The organism is Streptomyces sp. ITFR-16, assembly GCF_031844705.1.
Taxonomy (GTDB): Bacteria; Actinomycetota; Actinomycetes; order Streptomycetales; family Streptomycetaceae; genus Streptomyces.
This window is the reverse complement of record NZ_CP134609.1, coordinates 5,985,394-6,006,073: the sequence shown is the minus strand read 5'-3', so window position 1 is coordinate 6,006,073 and position 20,680 is coordinate 5,985,394. Positions and strand designations below refer to the sequence as shown.

The following is a 20,680-nucleotide window of genomic DNA, read 5'->3' as shown; positions in this document are numbered from 1 at the left end:
TATGCGCAACCCAGTCGGCGGTCATATCCCGGTGGCCGGCGGCCTCGCCAAGGTGGGGCTGCCCTACGCCCGGGAGATGGGGGCGGAGGCCGTCCAGGTCTTCGTCGCCAACCCGCGCGGCTGGGCGACCCCGGCAGGCAACGCGGCGCAGGACGAACTGTTCCGCGCCGGGTGCGCCGCCGCGTCCATGCCCGCCTATGTGCATGCCCCGTATCTGATCAACTTCGGCTCGCACACCCCGGAGACCGTGGAAAAGTCCGTGGCGTCGCTGCGCCACTCCCTGCGCCGGGCCCGTGAGATCGGCGCCCTGGGCGTCGTGGTGCACACCGGCTCGGCGACCAACGGAAGGCCCCGCGAGGAGGCGCTGGCGCAGGTGCGCACCCATATGCGGCCGCTGCTGGACGAGCTGGCGCACGACGACGACCCGTTCCTGCTGCTGGAGTCGACGGCGGGGCAGGGTTTCTCGCTCTGCTCACGGACCTGGGACTTCGGCCCGTACTTCGATGCGCTGGACGCCCACCCGAAGCTCGGCATCTGCCTGGACACCTGCCACATCTTCGCCGCGGGGCACGATCTGGCCGGTCCCGGCGGCATGAAGGAGACGCTGGACCTGCTGATGGAGACGGTCGGTGAGGGCCGGCTGAAGCTGATCCACGCCAATGACTCCAAGGACGTCACCGGTGCCCACAAGGACCGCCACGAGAACATCGGCGCGGGCCACATCGGCGAGGAGCCGTTCCGGGAGCTGTTCTCCCACCCGGCGACCGAGGGCGTGCCGCTGGTCATCGAGACCCCGGGCGGCAAGGAGGGCCACGCGGCGGACGTGGCCCGGCTGAAGGCGCTGCGCGGGCCGGACTGACCGGGCGGAGCGGCCCGGTCAGAGCTCGGGGCCGTCCCCGGGCTCCTCCTGGTAGGAGTAGCGCTGCTCCCGCCAGGGGTCGCCTATGTTGTGGTAGCCGCGCTCCTCCCAGAAGCCCCGGCGGTCGGCGGTCATGTACTCGATGCCCCGGACCCACTTGGGGCCCTTCCAGGCGTACAGGTGCGGGACGACGAGCCGGAGCGGAAAGCCGTGCTCGGCGGTGAGGAGTTCGCCGCCCTTGTGGGTCGCGAACAGAGTCCGGTCGGAGAGGAAGTCCTCGATCCGGAGATTCGAACTGAATCCGTATTCGGCCCAGACCATCACATGGGTGACGTGGGGCGCGGGCGGTGCGAGCGCCACGACATCGCGGGCGAGCACGCCGCCCCACTCGGCACCGAGCATGCTGAATTTGGTCACGCAGTGAAGATCGGCGACGACCGACGAGAACGGCAGCGCCGAGAAATCCTGGTGATTCCAGCAGCGCTTCTCGCCGTCGGCCGTGGCCCCGAAGACCCGGAACTCCCAGCGGTCGGGCTTGAACTTCGGCACCGGCCCGTAATGGGTAACCGGCCAGCCGCGCTGCAGTCGCTGTCCCGGCGGAAGCTCGGACTGCTCTGCTGCGCGGTGTTCCCGGCTTTCCGGCTGACCCATGACTCCATGGTGACAGACAGGCAGGGGTGGTCATGACCAGGGCAGAGCCGATCAGGGCAACTCGTACTAAGCGTGCACTTACTGGACGGCCACCGGACGCGATGCGAGGATGCGGCCATCTTGCCCAGTTCACCGGTTGGAAGGAGCCTCTGCGATGCAGGGCGACCCCGAGGTCCTCGAGTTCCTGAACGAACAGCTGACCGCCGAATTGACTGCCATCAATCAGTATTTCCTGCACGCGAAGATGCAGGACAATTTCGGCTGGACCAAGCTCGCCAAATACACGCGGTCCGAGTCCTTCGACGAGATGAAGCACGCCGAGATCCTGACCGACCGGATTCTCTTCCTGGAAGGACTGCCGAACTATCAGCGGCTCTTCCACGTCCGCGTGGGCCAGACGGTCACCGAGATGTTCCAGGCGGACCGCCAGGTCGAGGTGGAGGCGATCGACCGCCTCAAGCGCGGTATCGAGCTGATGCGGGGCAAGGGCGACATCACGTCGGCGAACATCTTCGAGTCGATCCTCGCGGACGAGGAGCACCACATCGACTATCTCGACACCCAGCTGGAACTGGTGGAGAAGCTCGGGGAGCCGCTGTACATCGCGCAGCTCATCGAGCAGCCCGACAGCTGACCGCCGGGACGCTCAGGCGGCCTCGGGGAGCGCGACCGGCTCGGTGTCGCCGCCGGACGTCTGCTTCTGGTCGAGCAGGTCACGACGCGGGCAGGCGCCGCGGCCCAGCATCGCCTGGATGGTGCGGACGCAGCCGCCGCAGTCCGTGCCCGCCTTGCAGGCGGAGGCGATCTGGCGGGGCGTGCAGGCGCCGGCTTCCGCATGCATCTTCACCTGCTGCTCCGTAACGCCGAAGCACGAGCAGACGTACATGCGGTTCACCTCCCGACGGGATCGATCGTGGGCGCCGCCCCGATAATCGGTGAGGCTAACCTAACCTTACCCGCCGCGCGAGGCCGGTAAAAGCCCCGGAACGACCGGTGGGGCACGGATCACATCGATCCGTGCCCCGCCGTCGTACGTGCGCTACCTGCCGTGACGCCTACTGGTCCCGGTACATCTCGGCGACCAGGAAGGCGAGGTCCAGCGACTGGCTGCGGTTGAGCCGGGGGTCGCAGGCCGTCTCGTACCGCTGGTGCAGGTCGTCGACGAAGATCTCGTGGCCGCCGCCGACGCACTCGGTGACGTCGTCGCCGGTGAGCTCGACATGGATGCCGCCCGGGTGCGTGCCGAGGCTCTTGTGCACCTCGAAGAAGCCCTTGACCTCGTCCAGGACGTCGTCGAAGCGACGGGTCTTGTGGCCGGAGGCGGCCTCGAAGGTGTTGCCGTGCATCGGGTCGGTGACCCAGGCGACGGTGGCACCGGAGGCGGTGACCTTCTCGACGAGCTCGGGCAGCTTGTCGCGGACCTTGTCGGCGCCCATCCGGACGATGAAGGTCAGCCGGCCCGGCTCGCGGTCGGGGTCGAGGCGCTCGACGTAGCCGAGGGCCTCGTCGACGGTGGTCGTCGGGCCGAGCTTGATGCCGATGGGGTTGCGGATCCTCGAGGCGAACTCGATGTGCGCTCCGTCCATCTGGCGGGTGCGCTCACCGATCCACACCATGTGACCCGAGGTGTCGTACAGCCGGCCGGTGCGCGAGTCGGTGCGCGTGAGCGCGGACTCGTAGTCCAGCAGCAGGCCCTCGTGCGAGGAGTAGAACTCGACGGCCTTGAACTCCGCCGGGTCGGTGCCGCACGCCTTCATGAAGTTCAGCGCGTTGTCGATCTCGCGGGCCAGGGCCTCGTAGCGCTGGCCGGAGGGGGACGACTTCACGAAGTCCTGGTTCCAGGCGTGCACCTGGCGCAGGTCGGCGTAACCACCGGTGGTGAAGGCACGGACCAGGTTCAGCGTGGAGGCGGATGCGTGGTACATCTGCTTCAGCCGCTCGGGGTCCGGGACGCGGGCCTCCTCGGTGAAGGCGAAGCCGTTCACCGAGTCGCCGCGGTAGGTCGGCAGGGTCACGCCGTCGCGGGTCTCGGTCGACTTGGAGCGCGGCTTGGAGTACTGCCCGGCGATCCGGCCCACCTTGACGACGGGCACGGAGGCCGCGTAGGTGAGGACGGCGCTCATCTGGAGCAGCGTCTTCAGCTTGGCGCGGATGTGCTCGGCCGACACGGCGTCGAAGGCCTCGGCGCAGTCACCGCCCTGCAGCAGGAACGCCTCGCCCTTGGCGACGGCTCCCATGCGGGCACGCAGCTGGTCGCACTCGCCGGCGAAGACGAGCGGCGGATACGACGCGAGGTCCGCGAGTACATCGCGCAGGGCCTCGGAGTCGGGGTACTCGGGCTGCTGCGCCGCGGGAAGGTCTCGCCAGGTGTTGCCACCGGCGACGGAGGTATTGGCGTTCACGGTCACGGGTCCCACATTACGGGGTCGTGTCGCCTGCTTTTCCTGCTGCTCAGTGACTGAGACGGACATCTCGGCACGTCCAGTGACGGGTATCACTCCCCGGCCTGCTAGCCTCGCGTTTTTCAGCGTTGAACAAGTGGACAACAGGGGTGGGGACTTGAAGCGGAATCACCGGAGGGACCTCGGCAGGAGACGGCTGCTGTACGGGGCCGGGGCGGCGGTCGTCGCGACCGCGACGATCGGCACGCTGGCCATGGCCTCGCAGGACCCCGCGGCCACCGACGGCAAGCCGGGCTCCCCGGCCGCCGTCCTGCAGTCGCAGTTCGAGGACGCGGCCCGTGAGTTCGACGTCCCGCAGAGCGTGCTGATGGCGGTCTCGTACCGGCAGACCCTGTGGGAGAGCCACGACGGCGAGCCGAGCACCAGCGGGGCGTACAACGTCATGGGGCTCACCCGGGTCACCGAGGACGACATCGAGCAGCCGACCGACGCGGAGCGGCTCGCTCACCTGAACATGAGCGGTGACCCGGCCGTCACGAAGCACTTCGACGCCGGGCGCGCGCTGCGCGGGCTGCCGAAGCGGGTCGACACCGGCGCGGCCGAGCTGCACACGCTGGACGAGGCCGCGAAGCTCATCGACAGGCCGGCGGGCGACGTCCAGGACGACACCGCGCAGAGCATCCGCGCGGGCGCCGCGCTGCTGGCGAAGTACCAGAAGGACGCGACCGGCTCGCTGCCCGGCGACGCCGGCAAGTGGTACCCCGCCGTGGCGCGCTACAGCCAGGCGCCGGACACCAAGGGCGCCACGCTCTTCGCCAACCGCGTGTTCGAGTCGGTGAAAAGCGGCGAGAGCCGGGTGACGGCCGACGGCCAGCAGCTGTCGCTGCCCGCGGAGCCGTCGGTGACCCCGGTCAGGCCCGCCAGGATGCCGCTGGCCGCGACGAACGCGAGCACCACCGCGGCCCCGGCCCCGGAGTGCCCCTCCGGGCTGAACTGCGACTTCAAGCCCGCCGGGTACAAGCAGAACAGCTCGACCCCGGACGACTTCGGCAACTACAACGAGGCGAACCGTCCGGCCGGCGGCGAGGACATCCGCTACATCGTCATCCACGACACGGAGGGCGGCTACGACGGTTCGCTGGCCACCTTCCAGAACCCCGCCTCGTACGCCAGTGCGCACTACCTGATCAGGGCGAAGGACGGCCTGGTCACACAGCTGGTGCAGACGAAGGACGAGGCGTGGCACGCGGCGAACAAGACCGTGAACATGCACTCGGTCGGCATCGAGCACGAGGGCTACGCGATCAAGTCGGGCAGCTGGTACACGGAGCCGCAGTACGAGTCCTCCGCGACGCTCGTGAAGTATCTCGCCGCCAGGTTCGGCATCCCGCTGGACCGTGAGCACATCATCGGCCACGACGAGGTGCCGGGCGTCCTGGACGGCAATGTCGCCTCCCAGCACTGGGACCCGGGCCCCTTCTGGGACTGGAACCACTACATGTCCCTGATGGGCGCCCCGACCGGTGCCAGTGGCGCGGGCGGTCCGGTCAAGGCGGGTGAGGTGGTCCGTGTGGTGCCGCCGTTCACCTCGGCCAACCAGCCCGAGCTGACGTACGGCGGCAGCGCGGTCGCCAAGCAGCCGGCGAACTTCGGCTACCTCTACACCTCGGCCTCCACGTCCGCGGCGAAGATCGTCGACCCGTACATGCCGAACGTGAAGGACACCGACGGGCCGAACTGGGGCAACAAGGTCGTCGCCGGCGGTGCGTACGTGGTCGCCGAGTCGAAGGGCGACTGGACCGCCATCTGGTACGGCGGCAAGAAGGCCTGGTTCCAGAACCCGGGCGGCCAGTTCACCAAGACGGTCGCCAGGACCGCCCAGCCGGTGCTGAAGCCCAGGAGCGGTGCGGCCTCCATCCCGGTGTACGGGCGCGCCTACCCCGAGGACGCGGCCTACGCGGGCACCGGCGTCCCGGTCCAGGACAAGAACAACGACTCGCTGACGAAGTACAGCGTCCCGGCGGGCCAGGTCTACGCGCAGGCGGGTCCGGCCCAGGCCGGCGACTACTGGTTCGCGGGCACCTTCGCCGGCACGGCCGACAACGACCGCACCCTGGTGAAGGGGAGCACGAACCTCTTCTACCCGATCCGCTACAACCACCGCATCGCCTGGGTCAAGGCGAGCGACGTCCAGCAGGCGAGCAGCACCGTCCCGGATGCCGGGACCGACCGGTACGACGTGATGGGCCGGGACAGCGCCGGGCGCATCTGGCAGTACCAGGGCACCGGTACCGCATCCTCGCCGTACTACCGCCGCTACCAGGCCGGCTACGGCTGGGAGAACTACACGGCGATCACCGCCATGACCGCGCTGCGGGCCGACGGCACTGGGGACATCGTGGCCCGGGGCAAGGACGGCGTGCTCTGGTACTACCGGGGCAGCGGCAACCCGGACAAGCCGTACCTGGCCCGGCTGAAGGTGGGCAGCGGCTGGAACCAGTACGACAGCCTGACCGGCATGCGGGACCTCGACGGTGACGGCAAGGCGGATCTGATCGCGCGCAACGCCGCAGGCGCGATCTTCTTCTACAAGGGGACGGGTGACCCGGCGAAGCCCTTCGCGCCCAAGGCGCAGATCGGCACCGGCTGGCAGATCTACGACACCCTGGTCTCCACCGGCGACCTGAACGGCGACGGCAGGGCCGACTTCGTGGCCCGGGACAAGTCGGGGGTGCTGTGGATCTACACGGGCACCGGCTCGGCGGCCTCCCCGTACGCGAAGAGGGTCAAGATCGGCACGGGCTGGGGCGCGTACAAGCTGCTGCTCGGACCGAGCGACCTGGACCGCGACGGCCGGGGCGACCTGGTCGGCGTGGACGGTTCCGGGAATTTCTGGTTCTACCACTCCACCGGTGACACGGCGGCGCCCTTCGCCAAGAAGGTGCAGGTCGGGACCGGCTGGCAGATCTACGACACGCTGTTCTAGCCGGCGGGCAGGACCGTGAGCGCGGGGCCTGTTCCCACCCGGCCGGGTGGGAACAGGCCCCGTCGCCGCACGGCGTGGGTTAGGGTTCGGGACATGTTCGCGCACTCGACCCGTAACTGGTGGTGGACCGCTCATCCGGCGGCCCACTGATCGCGCGTACACCGACGCAGAGGCCGCCCGAGGGGCGGCCTTTTCCGTGTCCGGGGCCGTTCCTCCCAGCTGATCTTCCTGGAAGGAACACCCCGCATGACGATCGACCGACTGCTCCGCGACGACTGCCCGCCCTTCGCCCTGCTCCGCAGGCGCACTCCCGGCCATGACCACGACACCGTCGAGGTGCTGATCGGCGAGGTGCGCGAGGTGGAGCGGCTGGCCGAACTCCCCGTCGGCGAAAGGCCCTCGCTGGCCCTGGTGCCGTTCCGCCAGATCGCCGAGCGCGGCTTCGACGTACGGGACGACGGGACCCCGCTGTCCGTGCTGGTCGCCGACGAGACGTACGAACTCAGCGTGGACGAGGCGCTGAAGCTGCTCCCGGCCCATGAGGTGGACGTCCGCGACGGGGCCTTCGACGTCGGCGACGAGGAGTACGCGGCGACCGTGCGGCGGGTCGTCGAGGACGAGATCGGCCGGGGCGAGGGCGCGAACTTCGTGATCCGGCGGACCTTCCGGGGCGAGATCCCGGGCTTCGGCCGGGCGGACGCACTGGCCCTGTTCCGGCGGCTGCTGGCCGGGGAGCGTGGGGCGTACTGGACGTTCGTCGTCCACACCGGCGGCAGGACACTGGTCGGAGCCAGCCCGGAGGTGCATGTGCGGATGTCCGGCGGGACGGTCGTGATGAATCCGATCAGCGGCACCTACCGCTACCCCGCCGAGGGGCCGAGCGCCGAGGGCCTGCTGGACTTCCTCGGTGACCGCAAGGAGACCGAGGAGCTCTCCATGGTGGTCGACGAGGAGCTGAAGATGATGTGCACCGTCGGCGACATGGGCGGGGTGGTGATCGGCCCCCGGCTCAAGGAGATGGCCCATCTCGCGCACACGGAGTACGAGTTGCGCGGACGCTCCTCGCTGGACGTACGGGAGGTGCTGAGGGAGACGATGTTCGCGGCGACCGTCACCGGCTCCCCCGTGCAGAACGCCTGCCGGGTCATCGAGCGGTACGAGTCCGGCGGGCGGGGCTACTACGCGGGCGCGCTGGCCCTGCTGCGGCAGGCACCCGACGGGACGCAGACGCTGGACTCGCCGATCCTGATCCGGACCGCCGACATCTCGGCGGAGGGCCGGCTGCGGGTGCCGGTCGGGGCGACGCTGGTGCGCCACTCCGACCCGGAGAGCGAGGTCGCCGAGACCCATGCGAAGGCGGCCGGGGTGCTGGCCGCGCTGGGGGTGCGCCCGGCCCGGCCCGAGGCGGAGGGGGAGCGGCCCCTGCTGGCCGCCGATCCCCGGGTGCGGGAGGCACTGGACGCCAGGCGCGGCGGACTCGCGCCGTTCTGGCTGCGGATGCAGGAGCGCACCGACGCGCTGTCGGGCCATGCGCTGGTGGTGGACGGCGAGGACACCTTCACCGCGATGCTGGGGCACCTGCTGCGCGCCTCGGGGCTCGACGTCTCCGTGCGCCGCTACGACGAGCCCGGGCTGCGCGAGGCGGTGCGGGCGCACGAGGGGCCCGTCGTGCTGGGTCCGGGGCCGGGGAACCCGGGTGATCAGGGCGACCCGAAGATGCGGTTCCTGCGCTCGCTGACCGCCGGGCTGGTCCGCGAGCACCGGCACGGGCTGCTGGGGGTGTGCCTGGGCCATGAGCTGATCGCGGCGGAACTGGGCCTGGACATCGTCCGCAAGGCGGTGCCGTACCAGGGGGCGCAGACCAGGATCGAGCTGTTCGGGCGGCCGGAGACCGTCGGCTTCTACAACAGCTTCACCGCGCGCTGCGACGAGGCGGCGGCGGCCGAGCTGGCGGCGCACGGCATCGAGAGCAGCGTGGACGCGGCGACCGGGGAGCTGCACGCGCTGCGCGGGGACGGCTTCGCCTCGGTGCAGTTCCACCCGGAGTCGGTGCTGACGATGCGCGGGGCGGCGATCGTGGGCGAGCTGCTGGCGGGGCTGCCGGTACGCGGCTGAGGGACGGCGGGCTCAGGGGGCGGGCGGGGCCGGGACCAGGACGTTGTCGCTGTGGCGGCGTGCCAGGTAGTCGTCGACGTTCTGGACCGTGGCGTCGATGATCTGGCCCACCGCGTCCTCCGTGTAGTACGCCTGGTGCGAGGTGACGATGACGTTCGGGAAGGTGACGAGCCGGGCCAGGGTGTCGTCGTCGACGCCCTCCAGGGACTTGTCGAGGAAGAAGAGCCCGGCCTCCGCCTCGTACACGTCCAGGCCCACGCCCAGGAACCGGCCCGCGCGCAGCTCACCGACCAGGGCCGAGGTGTCGATGAGGCCGCCCCGGCTGGAGTTGATCAGGATCGCGTCGTCCTTCATGCGGGCGAGGGCGTCCTTGCCGATGATGTGGTGGGTGGCGGGCAGCAGCGGGACGTGCAGGCTGATCAGGTCGGACTCGGCGAGCAGCTGCTCCTTGTCGACGTAGCGCATGCCGAGCTCGGTGCAGCCGGGGTTCTCGGCGACGTCCCAGCCGAGCAGATTCATGCCGAAGCCGTGGGCGATCCGGGTGAAGGCCTCGCCGATCTTGCCGGTGCCGATGATGCCGGCGGTGCGGCCGTGCATGTCGCGGCCGAGCAGTCCGTCGAGGCGGAAGTCGAAGTCGCGGGTGCGGCCGGCGGCCCGGATGACGCGGCGGTTGACCGCCATGGCGAGGGTCCAGGCGAATTCGGCGACCGAGTAGGGCGAGTACCAGGAGACCCGGGCGACCCGCAGGGCGAGGCGTTCGGCGACGTCCAGATCGATGTTGTTGAAGCCGGTGGAGCGCTGGGCGATCATCTGGGTGCCGCCGGCCGCGAGGGTCTGCAGGACGGCGCTGCCCAGGTCGGCGTTGACGCTGGTGGAGATGACCTCGTAGCCCGCCGCGATGGGGGCGGTGTCCCGGTTCAGGAAGACGTCCAGGCACCGGACCTCGTGCTTCCCGGCGAAGGCCTTCTCGATCAGCGGCTTCTCGTCGGACTGCACACCGAATGCCAGGATCTCCACGACTGCTCCCGTGACTGATGCGGGCCCCGCAGGGGCGGTCATCGCGAATATACGGCGGCGGGGCCCGCGGCGCCGCTCAGCCGAAGAAGACTCCGGCCTCCGCGTAGAGCGCCGGGTCGACGGTCTTGAGGCGGGCGGTGGCCTCCGCGATCGGCACCCGCACGATGTCCGTGCCGCGCAGGGCGACCATCTTGCCGAAGTCCCCGTCGCGCACCGCGTCGATCGCGTGCAGCCCGAAGCGGGTGGCCAGCCAGCGGTCGAAGGCGCTGGGGGTGCCGCCGCGCTGGACATGACCGAGGACGGTGGTCCTGGCCTCGTGGCCGGTGCGGCTCTCGATCTGCCGGGCCAGCCATTCGCCGACGCCGGAGAGCCGGACGTGTCCGAAGGAGTCGTGCGTGCCGTCCTTGAGGACCATCGCGCCGTGCGCGGGCACGGCCCCCTCGGCGACCACCACGATCGGTGCGTAGCTGGCCCGGAAGCGCGAGGCCACCCAGGCGCAGACCTGGTCGATGTCGAAGCGCTGTTCCGGGATGAGGATGACGTTGGCGCCCCCGGCCAGGCCCGAGTGGAGCGCGATCCAGCCCGCGTGGCGGCCCATCACCTCGACGACGAGGACCCGCATATGGGACTCGGCCGTGGTGTGCAGCCGGTCGATGGCCTCGGTCGCGATGCCCACGGCGGTGTCGAAGCCGAAGGTGTAGTCGGTGGCGGACAGGTCGTTGTCGATGGTCTTGGGCACGCCGACGCAGCGGATGCCGTGCTCGTCGGACAGGGTCGCCGCCACGCCGAGGGTGTCCTCGCCGCCGATGGTGACGAGGGCGTCGACCTCGTACGCGGCGAGGTTCTCCCTGATCCGGCGCACGCCCCCGTCGACGGCGAGCGGATTGGTGCGCGAGGAACCGATGATGGTGCCGCCGCGCGGCAGGATCCCGCGCACCGCGGGGACGGAGAGCGGGACGGTGCTGCCCTGCACCGCCCCGCGCCAGCCGTCCCGGAACCCGATGAAGTCGTAGCCGTACTCCTGCACGCCCTTGCGGACGAGGGCGCGGATGACCGCGTTGAGCCCGGGGCAGTCGCCTCCCCCGGTCAGTACTCCGACTCGCATGGAAGCATCCCTTCGCCGAAGTGAGCCCACTCGTCACCAAGTTAAGGGTGACCCAGGTCACTCCGGGATGGGTCGGACGGTCAATTCCCGTGCAACGCTCGGGAGTTGATCTCAGGCGTCGTCGAGCCCGCGCTCTATGGCGTACCGCACGAGCTCCACCCGGTTGTGCAGCTGGAGCTTGCCCAGGGTGTTCTGCACATGGTTCTGGACGGTGCGGTGCGAGATGACGAGCCGCTCGGCGATCTGCTTGTACGAGAGCCCCTTGGCCACCAGCCGCAGGACCTCGGTCTCCCGGTCGGTGAGCTGCGGGGCCTTCGGCTCGTCGGAGGCGACGGGCGCGGGCTCGGAGGCGAGCCTGCGGTACTCGCCGAGCACCAGACCGGCGAGGCCGGGGGTGAAGACCGGGTCGCCTGCCGCGGTGGAGCGGACGGCCTCGGTCAGCTCCTGGGTGCTCGCCGACTTGAGCAGATAGCCGGTGGCCCCGGACTTGACCGCCTCCAGCACATCGGCGTGCTCGCCGCTCGCGGAGAGCACCAGGACCCGCAGGCCCGGCTGGGCGCCGACGAGTTCCTTGCAGACCTGGACGCCGGGCATGCCGGGCAGATTGAGGTCGAGGACCAGGACGTCGGGGGTGACGGCCCCGGCCCGCCGCACCGCCTGCGGCCCGTCGCCCGCGGTCGCGACCACGTCGAAGCCGGCCTCGGCGAGGTCACGGGCGACGGCGTCGCGCCACATCGGATGGTCGTCGACCACCATCACCCTGACCGGCCGCTGCCCCGCCCCGGTGTCCTTCTCCTGTGCTGCGCTCATCGCACCGAACCCGCCTTCCCCCGTGAAACCTTCGGAACCTTCAACTCGACCTCGGTGCCCTGGCCGGGCACCGAGATCAACTCTGCCGTACCGCCCAGGTCACGCAGCCGCCCCCGGATCGACAGCGCGACCCCGAGCCGCCCCTCGCCCTCGGCCTGGGCGAGCCGCCCCTCCGGGATGCCCGGACCGTCGTCCCGGACCGTGACGATCACCTCGTCCGGCCAGTCCTCGACCAGGATCCACGCCTGGGCGCCCTCCCCCGCGTGCACCCGGACATTGTCCAGGGCCGCGCCGACGGCCGCCGCCAGCTCCAGGGCCGCGGCCGGGGCGAGCAGGACCGGGGCGCCGGGCTCGGCGAAGCTGACCCGGGAGCCGGCGTGCGGGGCGAGCAGGGCGCGCAGATCGGTCTCGCCCGGTGCCTCCGGCTCGTCGTCGTCCTGCTCGACGGTCCGCACGACGGCGCCCTCGGACGCCTCCTCCGAGACCCGGGTGGGCGGCACCAGACCGCTGGAGACCAGGGTGCGCAGGGCGACCTCCTGCTCCCCGGCCATCCGGCCCAGCTCGGCCGCCTCGCCGCCGATCGCCGCGCCCCGGCGCTGCACCATGGCGAGGACCTGGAGCACGCTGTCGTGGATGTCCCGGGCCAGCCGCTCCCGCTCCCGGGTGGCGGCCTCGATCTCCAGGGCGCGGGCAAGGGTGCGCTCACTGGCGCGGGCGACCTCGACGACGTACCCGATGGCTATCGAGGCGACCCAGACCAGCAGGACGTTGTGCAGGGTGTCGCGGCTCGGCTCGGCGCGCTCGACGAGATTGGCGACGGCGACGAGGCTGGAGGCGAACGCCGCCCAGCGCCAGCCGCCCTTGATCGCGAAGGCCAGGACGGACCCCGCGGTCCAGATGGACGGCAGGGTCGGCCCGTCGACGTGCTGGGCCTGGAAGTCGGCGAGCGGAGTGACGAGGATGCCGGTGAGGGCGACCGCGAGATCGGCGCCCAGGAAGCGCTTGGTGCAGGCCGCGGCCGAGCCGACCTTCGGCAGGGTGGCGAGCGTCCAGAGCGCCATCGCCGACAGGAAGGCGACCGCCACCCAGGTCCGGTCGTACGCGCCGTGCGCGAACACGGCGAGCAGGATCGCGTAGAGCATCGTCAGGATGCGGTAGGCGGTCAGCGCCCGCCACAGCGGCTGCTCGACCGACATCCGCACGACCCGGACCCGTTTGGCCATCGTCCTCTCCCCCACCCCGGTGGACCGCCCGCGCGCGCTCAGGCGCCGCCGCGGTCCCTGTCCGTGTCCGACGCGGTCTTCTTCGCGGCCTCGGCCCGCCGCTTCGCCTCGTCGGCGATCTGCCGCTTGGCGGCGGTCGCGTAGATGTCGACGTACTCCTGGCCGGAGAGGTTCATGATCTCGTACATCACCTCGTCGGTGACCGAGCGCAGGATGAAGCGGTCGCCCTCCATGCCGTGGTACCGGCTGAAGTCGAGCGGCTTGCCGATCCTGATTCCCGGGCGCATCAGCTTGGGCATCACCTGGCCCGGCGGCTGGATCTTCTCCGTGTCGATCATCGCGACGGGGATGACCGGCGCCCCGGTGGCGAGCGCCACCCGGGCGAGCCCGCCGGGCTTGCCCCGGTAGAGCCGGCCGTCGGGCGAGCGGGTGCCCTCCGGGTAGATACCGAAGAGCCCGCCGCTCTCGATGACCTCTATGCCGGCCTTGATCGCCGCCTCGCCCGCGCCGCGCGCGCCCGAGCGGTCCACGGGGAGCTGGCCGACGCCCTTGAAGAAGGCGGCGGTGAGCTTGCCCTTCACACCGGGCGCGGTGAAGTACTCCGCCTTGGCGATGAAGGTCACCTTGCGGTCCAGGACGGCCGGCAGGAAGAAGGAGTCGGAGAACGACAGATGGTTGCTGGCGAGGATCGCGGGCCCCCGCTCGGGGATGTTCTCCAGGCCCTCCACCCACGGCCTGAAGGCGAGCTTCAGAGACCCGCCGATGGAGAACTTCATAGCGCCGTAGATCAACTCGGGTGCCTCCTGTGTGCTGTCCGACAGACCTTAACCCGCGGCACGGGCCGGGTGTCCCAGGCACCGGCCGGGGACGGCCCTGGTCGGTGTCGGTCCGGTCGCGTACGGTGAAGTAATCCGTCTGCACTCCCCCCTTTCGCTCCCCTTCGAGCCTCACGAACAGGAGACCCCGGTGCCGGTCCTTCCTGGAGCCGAGCCGTTCCGCCACGAGGGCGGAGAGGTCGGCGTCCTCCTCTGTCACGGATTCACCGGCTCGCCGCAGTCGCTGCGCCCCTGGGCCGAGTACCTGGCCGCGCGCGGCCTCACCGTCTCGCTGCCGCTGCTGCCGGGGCACGGCACCCGCTGGCAGGACATGCAGGTGACCGGCTGGCAGGACTGGTACGCGGAGGTGGACCGGGAGCTGCGCGGGCTGCTGGAGCGGTGCGAGCAGGTCTTCGTCTTCGGCCTCTCCATGGGCGGCGCGCTGGCGCTGCGGCTCGCCGCGAAGCACGGTGACGCGGTCCGGGGCCTGGTGCTCGTCAATCCGGCCAACAAGGTGCACGGCCTGGCGGCGCACGCGCTGCCGGTCGTCCGTCATCTGGTGCCGACGACGAAGGGCCTGGTGAGCGACATCGCGCTGAAGGGATCGGACGAGGTGGGCTACGACCGGGTGCCCCTGCACGCGGCCCATTCGGTACGGAAGTTCTTCCGGCTCGTCGACGGCGAGCTGCCCCAGGTGACCCAGCCGCTCCTGCTGTTGCACAGCCCCCAGGACCATGTCGTGCCGCCCGCCGACTCGGCCCGCATCCTGAGCCGGGTGTCCTCGACCGACGTCCGCGAGATCCTCCTGGAACAGAGCTACCACGTCGCGACGTTGGACCACGATGCGGAGCGGATCTTCGACGAGAGCCATGCGTTCATCGGCCGCCTCGCTCCGAGTGTCGGGAAGAAGGGGAGCACGTCCGGTGGCTGAGCACGACGCGGAGCGCGCGGGCAGCGAGGAGGAGCGCGAGCCGCTCCCCGCCGAGGGAGCGGCCGTTCCCGACGACGGCGGTGCGCCGCCGCCCGAGGGACCCACCGCCGCGGGCGGCGGGGAGACCCCGGTCGACGAGGACGCCGTCTGGAAGGCGATCGTCGCGGGGTACGGGGAGGAGCCGCCGGACCCGCCGGGGGCGCGGCCCTTCCGGTCCATCGAGGATCTCGCGCTGCCGGACGACGGCCCGCTGACCGCGCTGGACCCGGACAAGGGCATCGGCAAGCGTCCGCCCAAGCCGGACAATCCGCTGGGCAGCTCCGTGGTGTTCGCCCCGGGTGTGGGCGGCCCGCGCGACTACGAACCGGCGGAGCCGTCCGCCGGTGACATCGACGACGAGGACGACAGCGGCGAGGGGCACTTCGTGCCGCCGGAGCCGCCGCCGCTGCCGGAGGCCGACGTCACGGCGAAGTTCGCCTGGCTCGCGGTGGTCGGCGGCCCGGTGCTGCTGCTGGTCGCGGTGCTGCTCCAGTGGGAGATGACCTGGTGGCTGACGACGGTCTGCGTCGGCGGCTTCCTGGGCGGTTTCGTCACGCTGGTGGCCCGGATGGAGCACGACGACGAGGACGGCGACGACCCGGGCCGCGGCGCGGTGGTCTGAGCCGGGTCCTCACGCCGGGGCGGCCGGCACCCGCAGCGCGGCCAGCACCGGCAGATGGTCGGTCGCGGCCAGCAGGTCGGCGCCGGTGACCCCGGGCAGCCCGGCCGGCACCCCGCAGCCGACCACCTCGATGCCTGCGGTCGCGAAGACCGCGTCGATCCGCCGCCGCGGGTCCTGCGGCGGGAAGGTGTACTCGCCGCCCAGCGGCCGTACCTCCCAGCAGTCCTGGAAGTGGCCGGCCAGCCGCCGGAAGGCCCGCCCGCTCGGTACGTCGTTGAGGTCGCCGGCGACGACCGCGTGCTCCACGCCCATCGCGTCCACCGTCTCCAGCAGCCGTTCGGTCTGGGCGGCGCGCTCCTGGCGCTGGAGGCTCAGATGGCAGCTCAGCACGCCGATCCGGGTGCCCGCGATCCGTACCACGGCGGTGGCGAAGCCCCTGCGGTGCAGGCCCGGGGTGAGCGGCAGCAGGATGTCCTCGGTGCGCTCGACCGCGGCGCGCAAGGAGCAGAGCAGCAGCGGTCCGGCCGCGGTGGCACCGCCGGAGAGGATCACCAGATCGGTGGCGGCGGCGAGCCGGGCGGCGCGCTTGCGCCAGCGGAAGAAGCGCGGCGCCTCCTGGATCATGACCAGGTCGGGGGCGCAGGCGCGGATCACCCGGGCCAGCGCGGCGGTGTCGTCGCGCATCGACCGGATGTTGTAGCTGAGCACCCGGATGACGGCCGAGCCGTCCTCCTCGGTGCGGGAAGCGGGCAGCGACATCGTGGCCATGTGCTCACGATACGGCGGACGCCCGCCGCTCCCCGAGGGGGCGCGACGGGCGTCCTGCGTGTCCGTTTCCGGCGGGGTCAGCCCTGGCGGGCCAGGTCCGCCGCGCCCACCAGCCCGGCCTTGCCGCCCAGTTGGGCCGCGAGCACCTGGGCGTGCGGGCGCCATTCGCCACCGATCAGCCAGCGCCGGAACGACTTGCGGATCGGGTCGAGGACCAGCTCGCCCTCGTCCGAGACGCCGCCGCCGACGATGAAGGCGGAGGGGTCGAAGAGCGAGGCGAGGTCGGCGAGTCCGGCGCCGGCCCAGCGGGCCAGCTCGCGGAACGAGTCGACGGCCACCGGGCAGCCCTGCCGGGCGGCCTCGCTGATGTGCTTGCCCTCGATGCCCTCGACCGTGCCGTCGCCGAGGCCCAGCAGGATCGTGGCGTTCTCGGGGGTGGCGTTGGCCCGCTGCCTCGCGTACCGGACGAGCGCGCGGCCGGAGGCGTACTGCTCCCAGCAGCCCTGGCTGCCGCAGCCGCAGAGCAGACCGTCCGGGACGACCCGGATGTGGCCGAACTCGGCGGCCACGCCGAAGCGTCCGCGCCGGAGCTTGTTGCCAATGATGATGCCGCCGCCGAGGCCGGTGCCGAGCGTGATGCAGATGACGTCGTCGTGGCCCTGGCCGGCGCCGAAGCGGTATTCGCCCCAGGCCGCCGCGTTGGCGTCGTTCTCGACGACGACGGGGAGGCCGACGCGCTGCTCGACCTTGTCCTTGAGCGGCTCGTGCCGCCAGTTGATGTTCGGTGCGAACAGCACCGTGGCCCGCTTGTCGTCGACGTAGCCGGCGGCGCCGATGCCGACTGCCTCCACCGGGTGTCCCGCGCTCGCGCCGGAGACCGCCGCCGCGATGGCGTCCACGATGGCTTCGGCCGTCGGCGGGGTCGGCACCTTGAAGGTCGAGAGGATGTGGCCCTCTTCGTCGACCACTCCAGCTGCGATCTTCGTGCCGCCGATATCGACGCCGATGGTGAGTCCCATGAATCCCTCAGTTTCGGTCGAGCCCCGCTGAGGCAACCGTACCCGAGGCCGGGCCCCGCACTGTCGGCGCCGGTCAGTCCAGGTCGATGTGTTCGCCGCTGCCCGGCCCCTCGTCGCGGGGGTCGGAGGGGTCGTCCGCCTTCTTTTCCGTGCCCGCGGGGTCCCCCGCGCCCTGGGTCCAGCGGCGTTCCTGTCCCTCGACGGCCGAGCGGTAGGCCGCGAGCAGTTCGCTGCCGGCGGCGGCGATGTGATCGAAAACGTCCGGATTGCGCTCGATGACGGGCTCGACGGCGGACTTCGCCTGGCGGATGACCTGCTGCACGGCGCCCTGGGCCGCGACCCCGAACAGCGGCGACTGGAGCGACCCGAGCTTGTCGGCGACGGCGTCGACCAGCTTGCGCAGCTCCTCGGCGGCGGAGCCGGGCGGCGGCCCGTACTCGGCGCGGCGGCGGGCCTTCTCGGCGGCGAGATCCTCGGCGCAGGCCTGGGCCCACGCGTCGTCGTCGACGGGACGATCGGTGGCTTCGCTCATGGCGGACTCCTGCGACTGGGTGGCCGGGCGGCCCGGCATACCGGACACGTACTACCGACGTTACCCGAACGGTGGTACGCCGTTCAGCTCGTCCTGGGCCACAGCGCGGGGTCGGGCGTGAACCGGACCCGGAGCACCCCGTCGGTGAGCGCGGCGCCGGAGACGGTGCAGCGGCGCAGGGCGGACTCCAGGGGCACGATGCGGTGGAACGGGCCGACGGTCAGCAGGAGTTCGCTGCCGCGCCGGACGAGCTGGAGGTCCTTCTTGACGGCGCCGGGCAGCCGCAGGCACCACAGCAGTATCCCGTCGGCGCCGTCGGGCCCGTCGGGGGCGCCGGCCTCCTCGATCCACCAGGGGTCCTCGGCGCGGCCCCCGTCCCGGCCGTCCGGGGAGACCGCGAGCACGTCGTCCGGGCCGGTCAGCGCGGCGAGGCCGGCGGGCCCCTCGGGATCGCGGCCGAGGTGGGGCACCTGCACCGGCGGGGCCTCGGCGGACCATTCCTCGCGCCAGTGGGCGAGGCACTTCTCCTGCTGGGCGGCGAGCGCGGCGAACCACGGGTCCGGCGAGTGGCCGGGCAGCACCCGGTTGGCGACCAGCGCGTCGACGCGCAGCCCGTGCAGGGCGAGGCCGGTGCGGGCGGTGCGCAGGGCGTCCTCGGCGGCCGGGCCGGGTTCGGCCACCAGCCGCAGGGTGGTGGCCCGGTCCTCGATCAGTGCCTGGACCTCGGCCAGCTCGGCGTCGCGCCGGGCTGCGGCCTCGTACAGCCACTGGGCGGGCATGGGCACACCGGCCAGCTGGGCGAGCATCGGGCGCAGGGCGCGGGCGGCCTGGCGTTCCTGGGGCAGCAGCCGGCGCAGATAGCGGCGCAGCTGTTCGGGCAGGGCGAGCAGGGCGAGTGCCTCGCGCAGCGGCGGCAGATCGACGACGAGGAGGTCGTAGCCCTCGCGGGACCAGTCGCCCCGGGCGGCGCGGCGCAGGGTGTGCAGCGTGGCGAGCTCGGTGCTGCCGGGGAGTTCGGTCAGCTCCTCGCCGTCCATCCGGTTGCCGCCGAGCAGGTCGAGCACACCGGACAACTGGTCCTGGAGGGTGAGGAGTTCACTGCGGAAGTGCGCGCCGGAGTCGATCCGGACGGACCACAGCCGGTCGGTGACCGGCGTGGGTTCGGTGGCCTGGGGGAAGCCGGGTATGGCGTCGGCTGAGACGAGCAGGGTGCGGGCGCCGCCCCGGGCACCGGCCAGCGCGGTCGCCGCCGCGACGGTGGTACGGCCGGCGCCGCCGAGGCCGGTGACCAGGACCGTACGCACGGGGTCAGGCCTTCGGGACGGACTCGACGCGCTTCTTGAGACCGGCCAGCGCGCGGTCGATGATGACCTTCTCCGCCTTGCGCTTGATCATGCCGAGCATCGGGATCTTGACGTCGACGGTCAGCCGGTAGGTGACCTCGGTGCGGTCGCCGTCGCCGAGCGGGGCCAGCGCGTAGGAGCCGTCGATGGCGCGCAGCATCTGGGACTTGACCAGGGTCCAGCTGACCTCGTAGTCGCCGATCCAGGTGTACGCGAGGGTGTGGTCGTCCTTGATCGCGCCGGCGTCCAGGACGAGGCGGACCCTCTCGGCGCGGCCGCGGTCGTCGGTGGCGAGCACCTCGGCCTCCTTGACCTCCCCGGTCCATTCCGGATAGCGGTCGAAGTCGGCGATCACACCCATGACGTCGGCCGGTGCCGCCTCGATCGTGATGCTCGAGCTGGTGTGTTCAGCCATCGCTGTGGCCCTCCAGTGCGGTGTACCGGTCGGTCGGCAGAGGCCTGCCGCCAGAAGGCTATCGCGTGTGCGCGGCGCCTTGTCCCAGGGCCCGGTGCGGGCCCCGTCACCACTCCAGGGCGAAGGGCCGGCCGGTCGAGGCGAAGTGGCCGACGTTCACGCACTCGGTGTCGCCGATCCGCATCCGGCGGACCAGCGGCTGGTGGACATGGCCGAAGACGGCGTAGCGGGGGCGGGTGCGGCGGATGGCGTCGAGCAGGGCCCGGCTGCCGCGCTCGAAGCGGCGCGCGACGGTGTCGTACGTCAGCTCCGGCACCTCGGGCGGGATGTGCGTGCACAGGACGTCGACCGGGCCGACCGCCTCGATCTTGGCCGCGTACTCCTCGTCGCTGATCTCGTACGGGGTGCGCATCGGGGTCCGCAGCCCGCCGCCGACGAAGCCGAAGACCCGGCCGCCGATCTCGGCGCGCTCGCCGTCCAGGACGGTGGTGCCGGGGCCGGCGTACTCGGGCCAGAGGTCCGGGATGTCGACATTGCCGTAGGTCGCGTACGTCGGCGTGGGGAGCGCGGCGAACATCTCGGCGTACTGCTTGCGCACCGCCCCCACGATCGCGGCGTTGCGGTCCATGCCCGCCCACAGCGCTCGGCCGAAGTCGCGCGCCTCCTCGTAGCGGCGCTCGGTGCGCAGGGCGACGATCCGGTCGGCGTTCTCCACGCCGAACAGGTCGGGGAAGATGCCGCGCGAGTGGTCGGCGTAGTCGAGGAAGAGCACCAGGTCACCCAGGCAGACGAGAGCGTCGGCACCGTCCCCGGCGCGGGCCAGGGCCTCGGTGTTGCCGTGCACGTCGCTGACGACATGGACGCGGGTGCGCCGCCCGGCGGCGGCCCGGCTGTTCGGTGCGGCTCCCATGAAGATCACCCTAGAACCCCGGCGTCCACCTGGGTAGAGGCCCCGGACCTGCGGTTACTTCCGGGTGCCGGGCGGGGTGGACTACTGTGCGCGAAAGGACCACCGATATGTGTGACGC

At 71.5% G+C, this 20,680-nt stretch carries 21 protein-coding genes; 7 read left to right on the top strand and 14 right to left on the bottom strand.

All coding sequences use genetic code 11. The features are described from left to right. Position 1: 1 nt before the first annotated feature. On the top strand, positions 2-859 hold the full coding sequence (locus RLT58_RS26565) for a deoxyribonuclease IV (protein ID WP_311312886.1): 858 nt from the start codon (positions 2-4) through the stop codon (positions 857-859). 18 nt (positions 860-877) lie between these two features. Here RLT58_RS26565 and RLT58_RS26560 read toward each other — a convergent pair whose 3' ends face one another. Beyond that, positions 878-1,510 carry a sulfite oxidase-like oxidoreductase gene (locus RLT58_RS26560; protein ID WP_311312885.1) on the bottom strand — a complete coding sequence of 211 codons (633 nt, stop codon included), beginning with the start codon at positions 1,508-1,510 and terminating at the stop codon, positions 878-880. 154 nt (positions 1,511-1,664) lie between these two features. Between RLT58_RS26560 and bfr the strand changes: the two genes are divergently transcribed. Beyond that, entirely contained in the window at positions 1,665-2,144 is a 480-nt protein-coding gene (gene bfr, locus RLT58_RS26555; RefSeq protein ID WP_311312884.1) for a bacterioferritin, read from the top strand. Between the two features lie 12 nt (positions 2,145-2,156). Here bfr and RLT58_RS26550 read toward each other — a convergent pair whose 3' ends face one another. Together RLT58_RS26550 and RLT58_RS26545 are read right to left on the bottom strand one after the other, a co-directional pair. Continuing rightward, a complete protein-coding gene (locus RLT58_RS26550) occupies positions 2,157-2,396 on the bottom strand; it encodes a (2Fe-2S)-binding protein (RefSeq protein WP_311312883.1) in 240 nt (79 codons plus the stop codon). Positions 2,397-2,565: 169 nt separating this feature from the next. Beyond that, on the bottom strand, positions 2,566-3,912 hold the full coding sequence (locus RLT58_RS26545; protein WP_311314658.1) for a class II 3-deoxy-7-phosphoheptulonate synthase: 1,347 nt from the start codon (positions 3,910-3,912) through the stop codon (positions 2,566-2,568). A gap of 157 nt (positions 3,913-4,069) precedes the next feature. Here RLT58_RS26545 and RLT58_RS26540 point away from each other — a divergent pair, with 157 nt between their 5' ends. The 3 genes from RLT58_RS26540 to RLT58_RS26535 all read left to right on the top strand — a co-directional run bounded on the left by RLT58_RS26540 (position 4,070) and on the right by RLT58_RS26535 (position 9,013). Beyond that, positions 4,070-6,898: an N-acetylmuramoyl-L-alanine amidase gene (locus RLT58_RS26540; protein ID WP_311312882.1), complete on the top strand. Its 2,829-nt coding sequence runs from the start codon at positions 4,070-4,072 to the stop codon at positions 6,896-6,898. A 93-nt stretch (positions 6,899-6,991) separates the two neighbouring features. Then, complete coding sequence (locus RLT58_RS36155; protein ID WP_073735655.1) at positions 6,992-7,048, top strand: trp operon leader peptide; 57 nt, start codon at positions 6,992-6,994, stop codon at positions 7,046-7,048. 96 nt (positions 7,049-7,144) lie between these two features. Continuing rightward, positions 7,145-9,013, top strand: coding sequence for an anthranilate synthase family protein (locus tag RLT58_RS26535; RefSeq protein WP_311312881.1), 1,869 nt, complete (start codon positions 7,145-7,147; stop codon positions 9,011-9,013). 12 nt (positions 9,014-9,025) lie between these two features. Here the strand turns inward: RLT58_RS26535 and RLT58_RS26530 are convergent, their stop codons facing one another. The 5 genes from RLT58_RS26530 to RLT58_RS26510 all read right to left on the bottom strand — a co-directional run bounded on the left by RLT58_RS26530 (position 9,026) and on the right by RLT58_RS26510 (position 13,944). Beyond that, a complete protein-coding gene (locus RLT58_RS26530; RefSeq protein ID WP_311312880.1) occupies positions 9,026-10,030 on the bottom strand; it encodes a 2-hydroxyacid dehydrogenase in 1,005 nt (334 codons plus the stop codon). A 76-nt stretch (positions 10,031-10,106) separates the two neighbouring features. Further along, a complete protein-coding gene (locus RLT58_RS26525) occupies positions 10,107-11,135 on the bottom strand; it encodes a 6-phosphofructokinase (RefSeq protein WP_311312879.1) in 1,029 nt (342 codons plus the stop codon). A 111-nt stretch (positions 11,136-11,246) separates the two neighbouring features. Further along, positions 11,247-11,945, bottom strand: a complete 699-nt coding sequence (locus RLT58_RS26520) for a response regulator (RefSeq protein ID WP_311312878.1) — start codon at positions 11,943-11,945, stop codon at positions 11,247-11,249. Further along, positions 11,942-13,168, bottom strand: coding sequence for a MacS family sensor histidine kinase (gene macS / locus RLT58_RS26515; RefSeq protein ID WP_311312877.1), 1,227 nt, complete (start codon positions 13,166-13,168; stop codon positions 11,942-11,944). The genes RLT58_RS26520 and macS overlap by 4 nt, the downstream gene beginning before the upstream one ends. Positions 13,169-13,206: 38 nt before the next feature. Continuing rightward, complete coding sequence (locus RLT58_RS26510) at positions 13,207-13,944, bottom strand: lysophospholipid acyltransferase family protein (RefSeq protein ID WP_311314657.1); 738 nt, start codon at positions 13,942-13,944, stop codon at positions 13,207-13,209. A gap of 190 nt (positions 13,945-14,134) precedes the next feature. On the opposite strand from RLT58_RS26510, the gene RLT58_RS26505 reads away from it, so the two are divergent. Both RLT58_RS26505 and RLT58_RS26500 read left to right on the top strand, forming a co-directional pair. Then, a complete protein-coding gene (locus RLT58_RS26505; RefSeq protein ID WP_311312876.1) occupies positions 14,135-14,914 on the top strand; it encodes an alpha/beta hydrolase in 780 nt (259 codons plus the stop codon). Next, entirely contained in the window at positions 14,907-15,575 is a 669-nt protein-coding gene (locus RLT58_RS26500; RefSeq protein WP_311312875.1) for a hypothetical protein, read from the top strand. Before RLT58_RS26505 ends, RLT58_RS26500 begins: the two co-directional genes overlap by 8 nt. Before the next feature lie 9 nt (positions 15,576-15,584). Here the strand turns inward: RLT58_RS26500 and RLT58_RS26495 are convergent, their stop codons facing one another. The 6 genes from RLT58_RS26495 to RLT58_RS26470 form a co-directional block, all read right to left on the bottom strand. Beyond that, complete coding sequence (locus tag RLT58_RS26495) at positions 15,585-16,343, bottom strand: endonuclease/exonuclease/phosphatase family protein (RefSeq protein WP_311312874.1); 759 nt, start codon at positions 16,341-16,343, stop codon at positions 15,585-15,587. Positions 16,344-16,420: 77 nt separating this feature from the next. After that, on the bottom strand, positions 16,421-17,362 hold the full coding sequence (locus RLT58_RS26490) for an ROK family glucokinase (RefSeq protein ID WP_311312873.1): 942 nt from the start codon (positions 17,360-17,362) through the stop codon (positions 16,421-16,423). 73 nt (positions 17,363-17,435) lie between these two features. Next, positions 17,436-17,894, bottom strand: a complete 459-nt coding sequence (locus RLT58_RS26485) for a DUF5304 domain-containing protein (protein WP_311312872.1) — start codon at positions 17,892-17,894, stop codon at positions 17,436-17,438. A gap of 83 nt (positions 17,895-17,977) precedes the next feature. Beyond that, entirely contained in the window at positions 17,978-19,198 is a 1,221-nt protein-coding gene (locus tag RLT58_RS26480; protein ID WP_311312871.1) for an ArsA family ATPase, read from the bottom strand. Between the two features lie 4 nt (positions 19,199-19,202). After that, the gene (locus tag RLT58_RS26475; protein ID WP_311312870.1) at positions 19,203-19,652 is read right to left on the bottom strand and encodes an SRPBCC family protein; all 450 of its coding nucleotides are present in this window, start codon (positions 19,650-19,652) and stop codon (positions 19,203-19,205) included. Positions 19,653-19,758: 106 nt separating this feature from the next. After that, the gene (locus RLT58_RS26470; RefSeq protein WP_311312869.1) at positions 19,759-20,562 is read right to left on the bottom strand and encodes a metallophosphoesterase family protein; all 804 of its coding nucleotides are present in this window, start codon (positions 20,560-20,562) and stop codon (positions 19,759-19,761) included. Positions 20,563-20,680: the final 118 nt, after the last annotated feature.

What these genes read in the sequence shown, in the direction of transcription:
- RLT58_RS26565 (WP_311312886.1), top strand. Translation starts at nt 2, where the DNA reads ATGCGCAACCCAGTCGGCGGTCATATCCCGGTGGCCGGCGGCCTCGCC.
- RLT58_RS26560 (WP_311312885.1), bottom strand. Translation starts at nt 1,510, where the DNA reads ATGGGTCAGCCGGAAAGCCGGGAACACCGCGCAGCAGAGCAGTCCGAG.
- bfr (WP_311312884.1), top strand. Translation starts at nt 1,665, where the DNA reads ATGCAGGGCGACCCCGAGGTCCTCGAGTTCCTGAACGAACAGCTGACC.
- RLT58_RS26550 (WP_311312883.1), bottom strand. Translation starts at nt 2,396, where the DNA reads ATGTACGTCTGCTCGTGCTTCGGCGTTACGGAGCAGCAGGTGAAGATG.
- RLT58_RS26535 (WP_311312881.1), top strand. Translation starts at nt 7,145, where the DNA reads ATGACGATCGACCGACTGCTCCGCGACGACTGCCCGCCCTTCGCCCTG.
- RLT58_RS26525 (WP_311312879.1), bottom strand. Translation starts at nt 11,135, where the DNA reads ATGCGAGTCGGAGTACTGACCGGGGGAGGCGACTGCCCCGGGCTCAAC.
- RLT58_RS26520 (WP_311312878.1), bottom strand. Translation starts at nt 11,945, where the DNA reads ATGAGCGCAGCACAGGAGAAGGACACCGGGGCGGGGCAGCGGCCGGTC.
- macS (WP_311312877.1), bottom strand. Translation starts at nt 13,168, where the DNA reads ATGGCCAAACGGGTCCGGGTCGTGCGGATGTCGGTCGAGCAGCCGCTG.
- RLT58_RS26510 (WP_311314657.1), bottom strand. Translation starts at nt 13,944, where the DNA reads ATGAAGTTCTCCATCGGCGGGTCTCTGAAGCTCGCCTTCAGGCCGTGG.
- RLT58_RS26495 (WP_311312874.1), bottom strand. Translation starts at nt 16,343, where the DNA reads ATGGCCACGATGTCGCTGCCCGCTTCCCGCACCGAGGAGGACGGCTCG.
- RLT58_RS26490 (WP_311312873.1), bottom strand. Translation starts at nt 17,362, where the DNA reads ATGGGACTCACCATCGGCGTCGATATCGGCGGCACGAAGATCGCAGCT.
- RLT58_RS26485 (WP_311312872.1), bottom strand. Translation starts at nt 17,894, where the DNA reads ATGAGCGAAGCCACCGATCGTCCCGTCGACGACGACGCGTGGGCCCAG.
- RLT58_RS26475 (WP_311312870.1), bottom strand. Translation starts at nt 19,652, where the DNA reads ATGGCTGAACACACCAGCTCGAGCATCACGATCGAGGCGGCACCGGCC.
- RLT58_RS26470 (WP_311312869.1), bottom strand. Translation starts at nt 20,562, where the DNA reads ATGGGAGCCGCACCGAACAGCCGGGCCGCCGCCGGGCGGCGCACCCGC.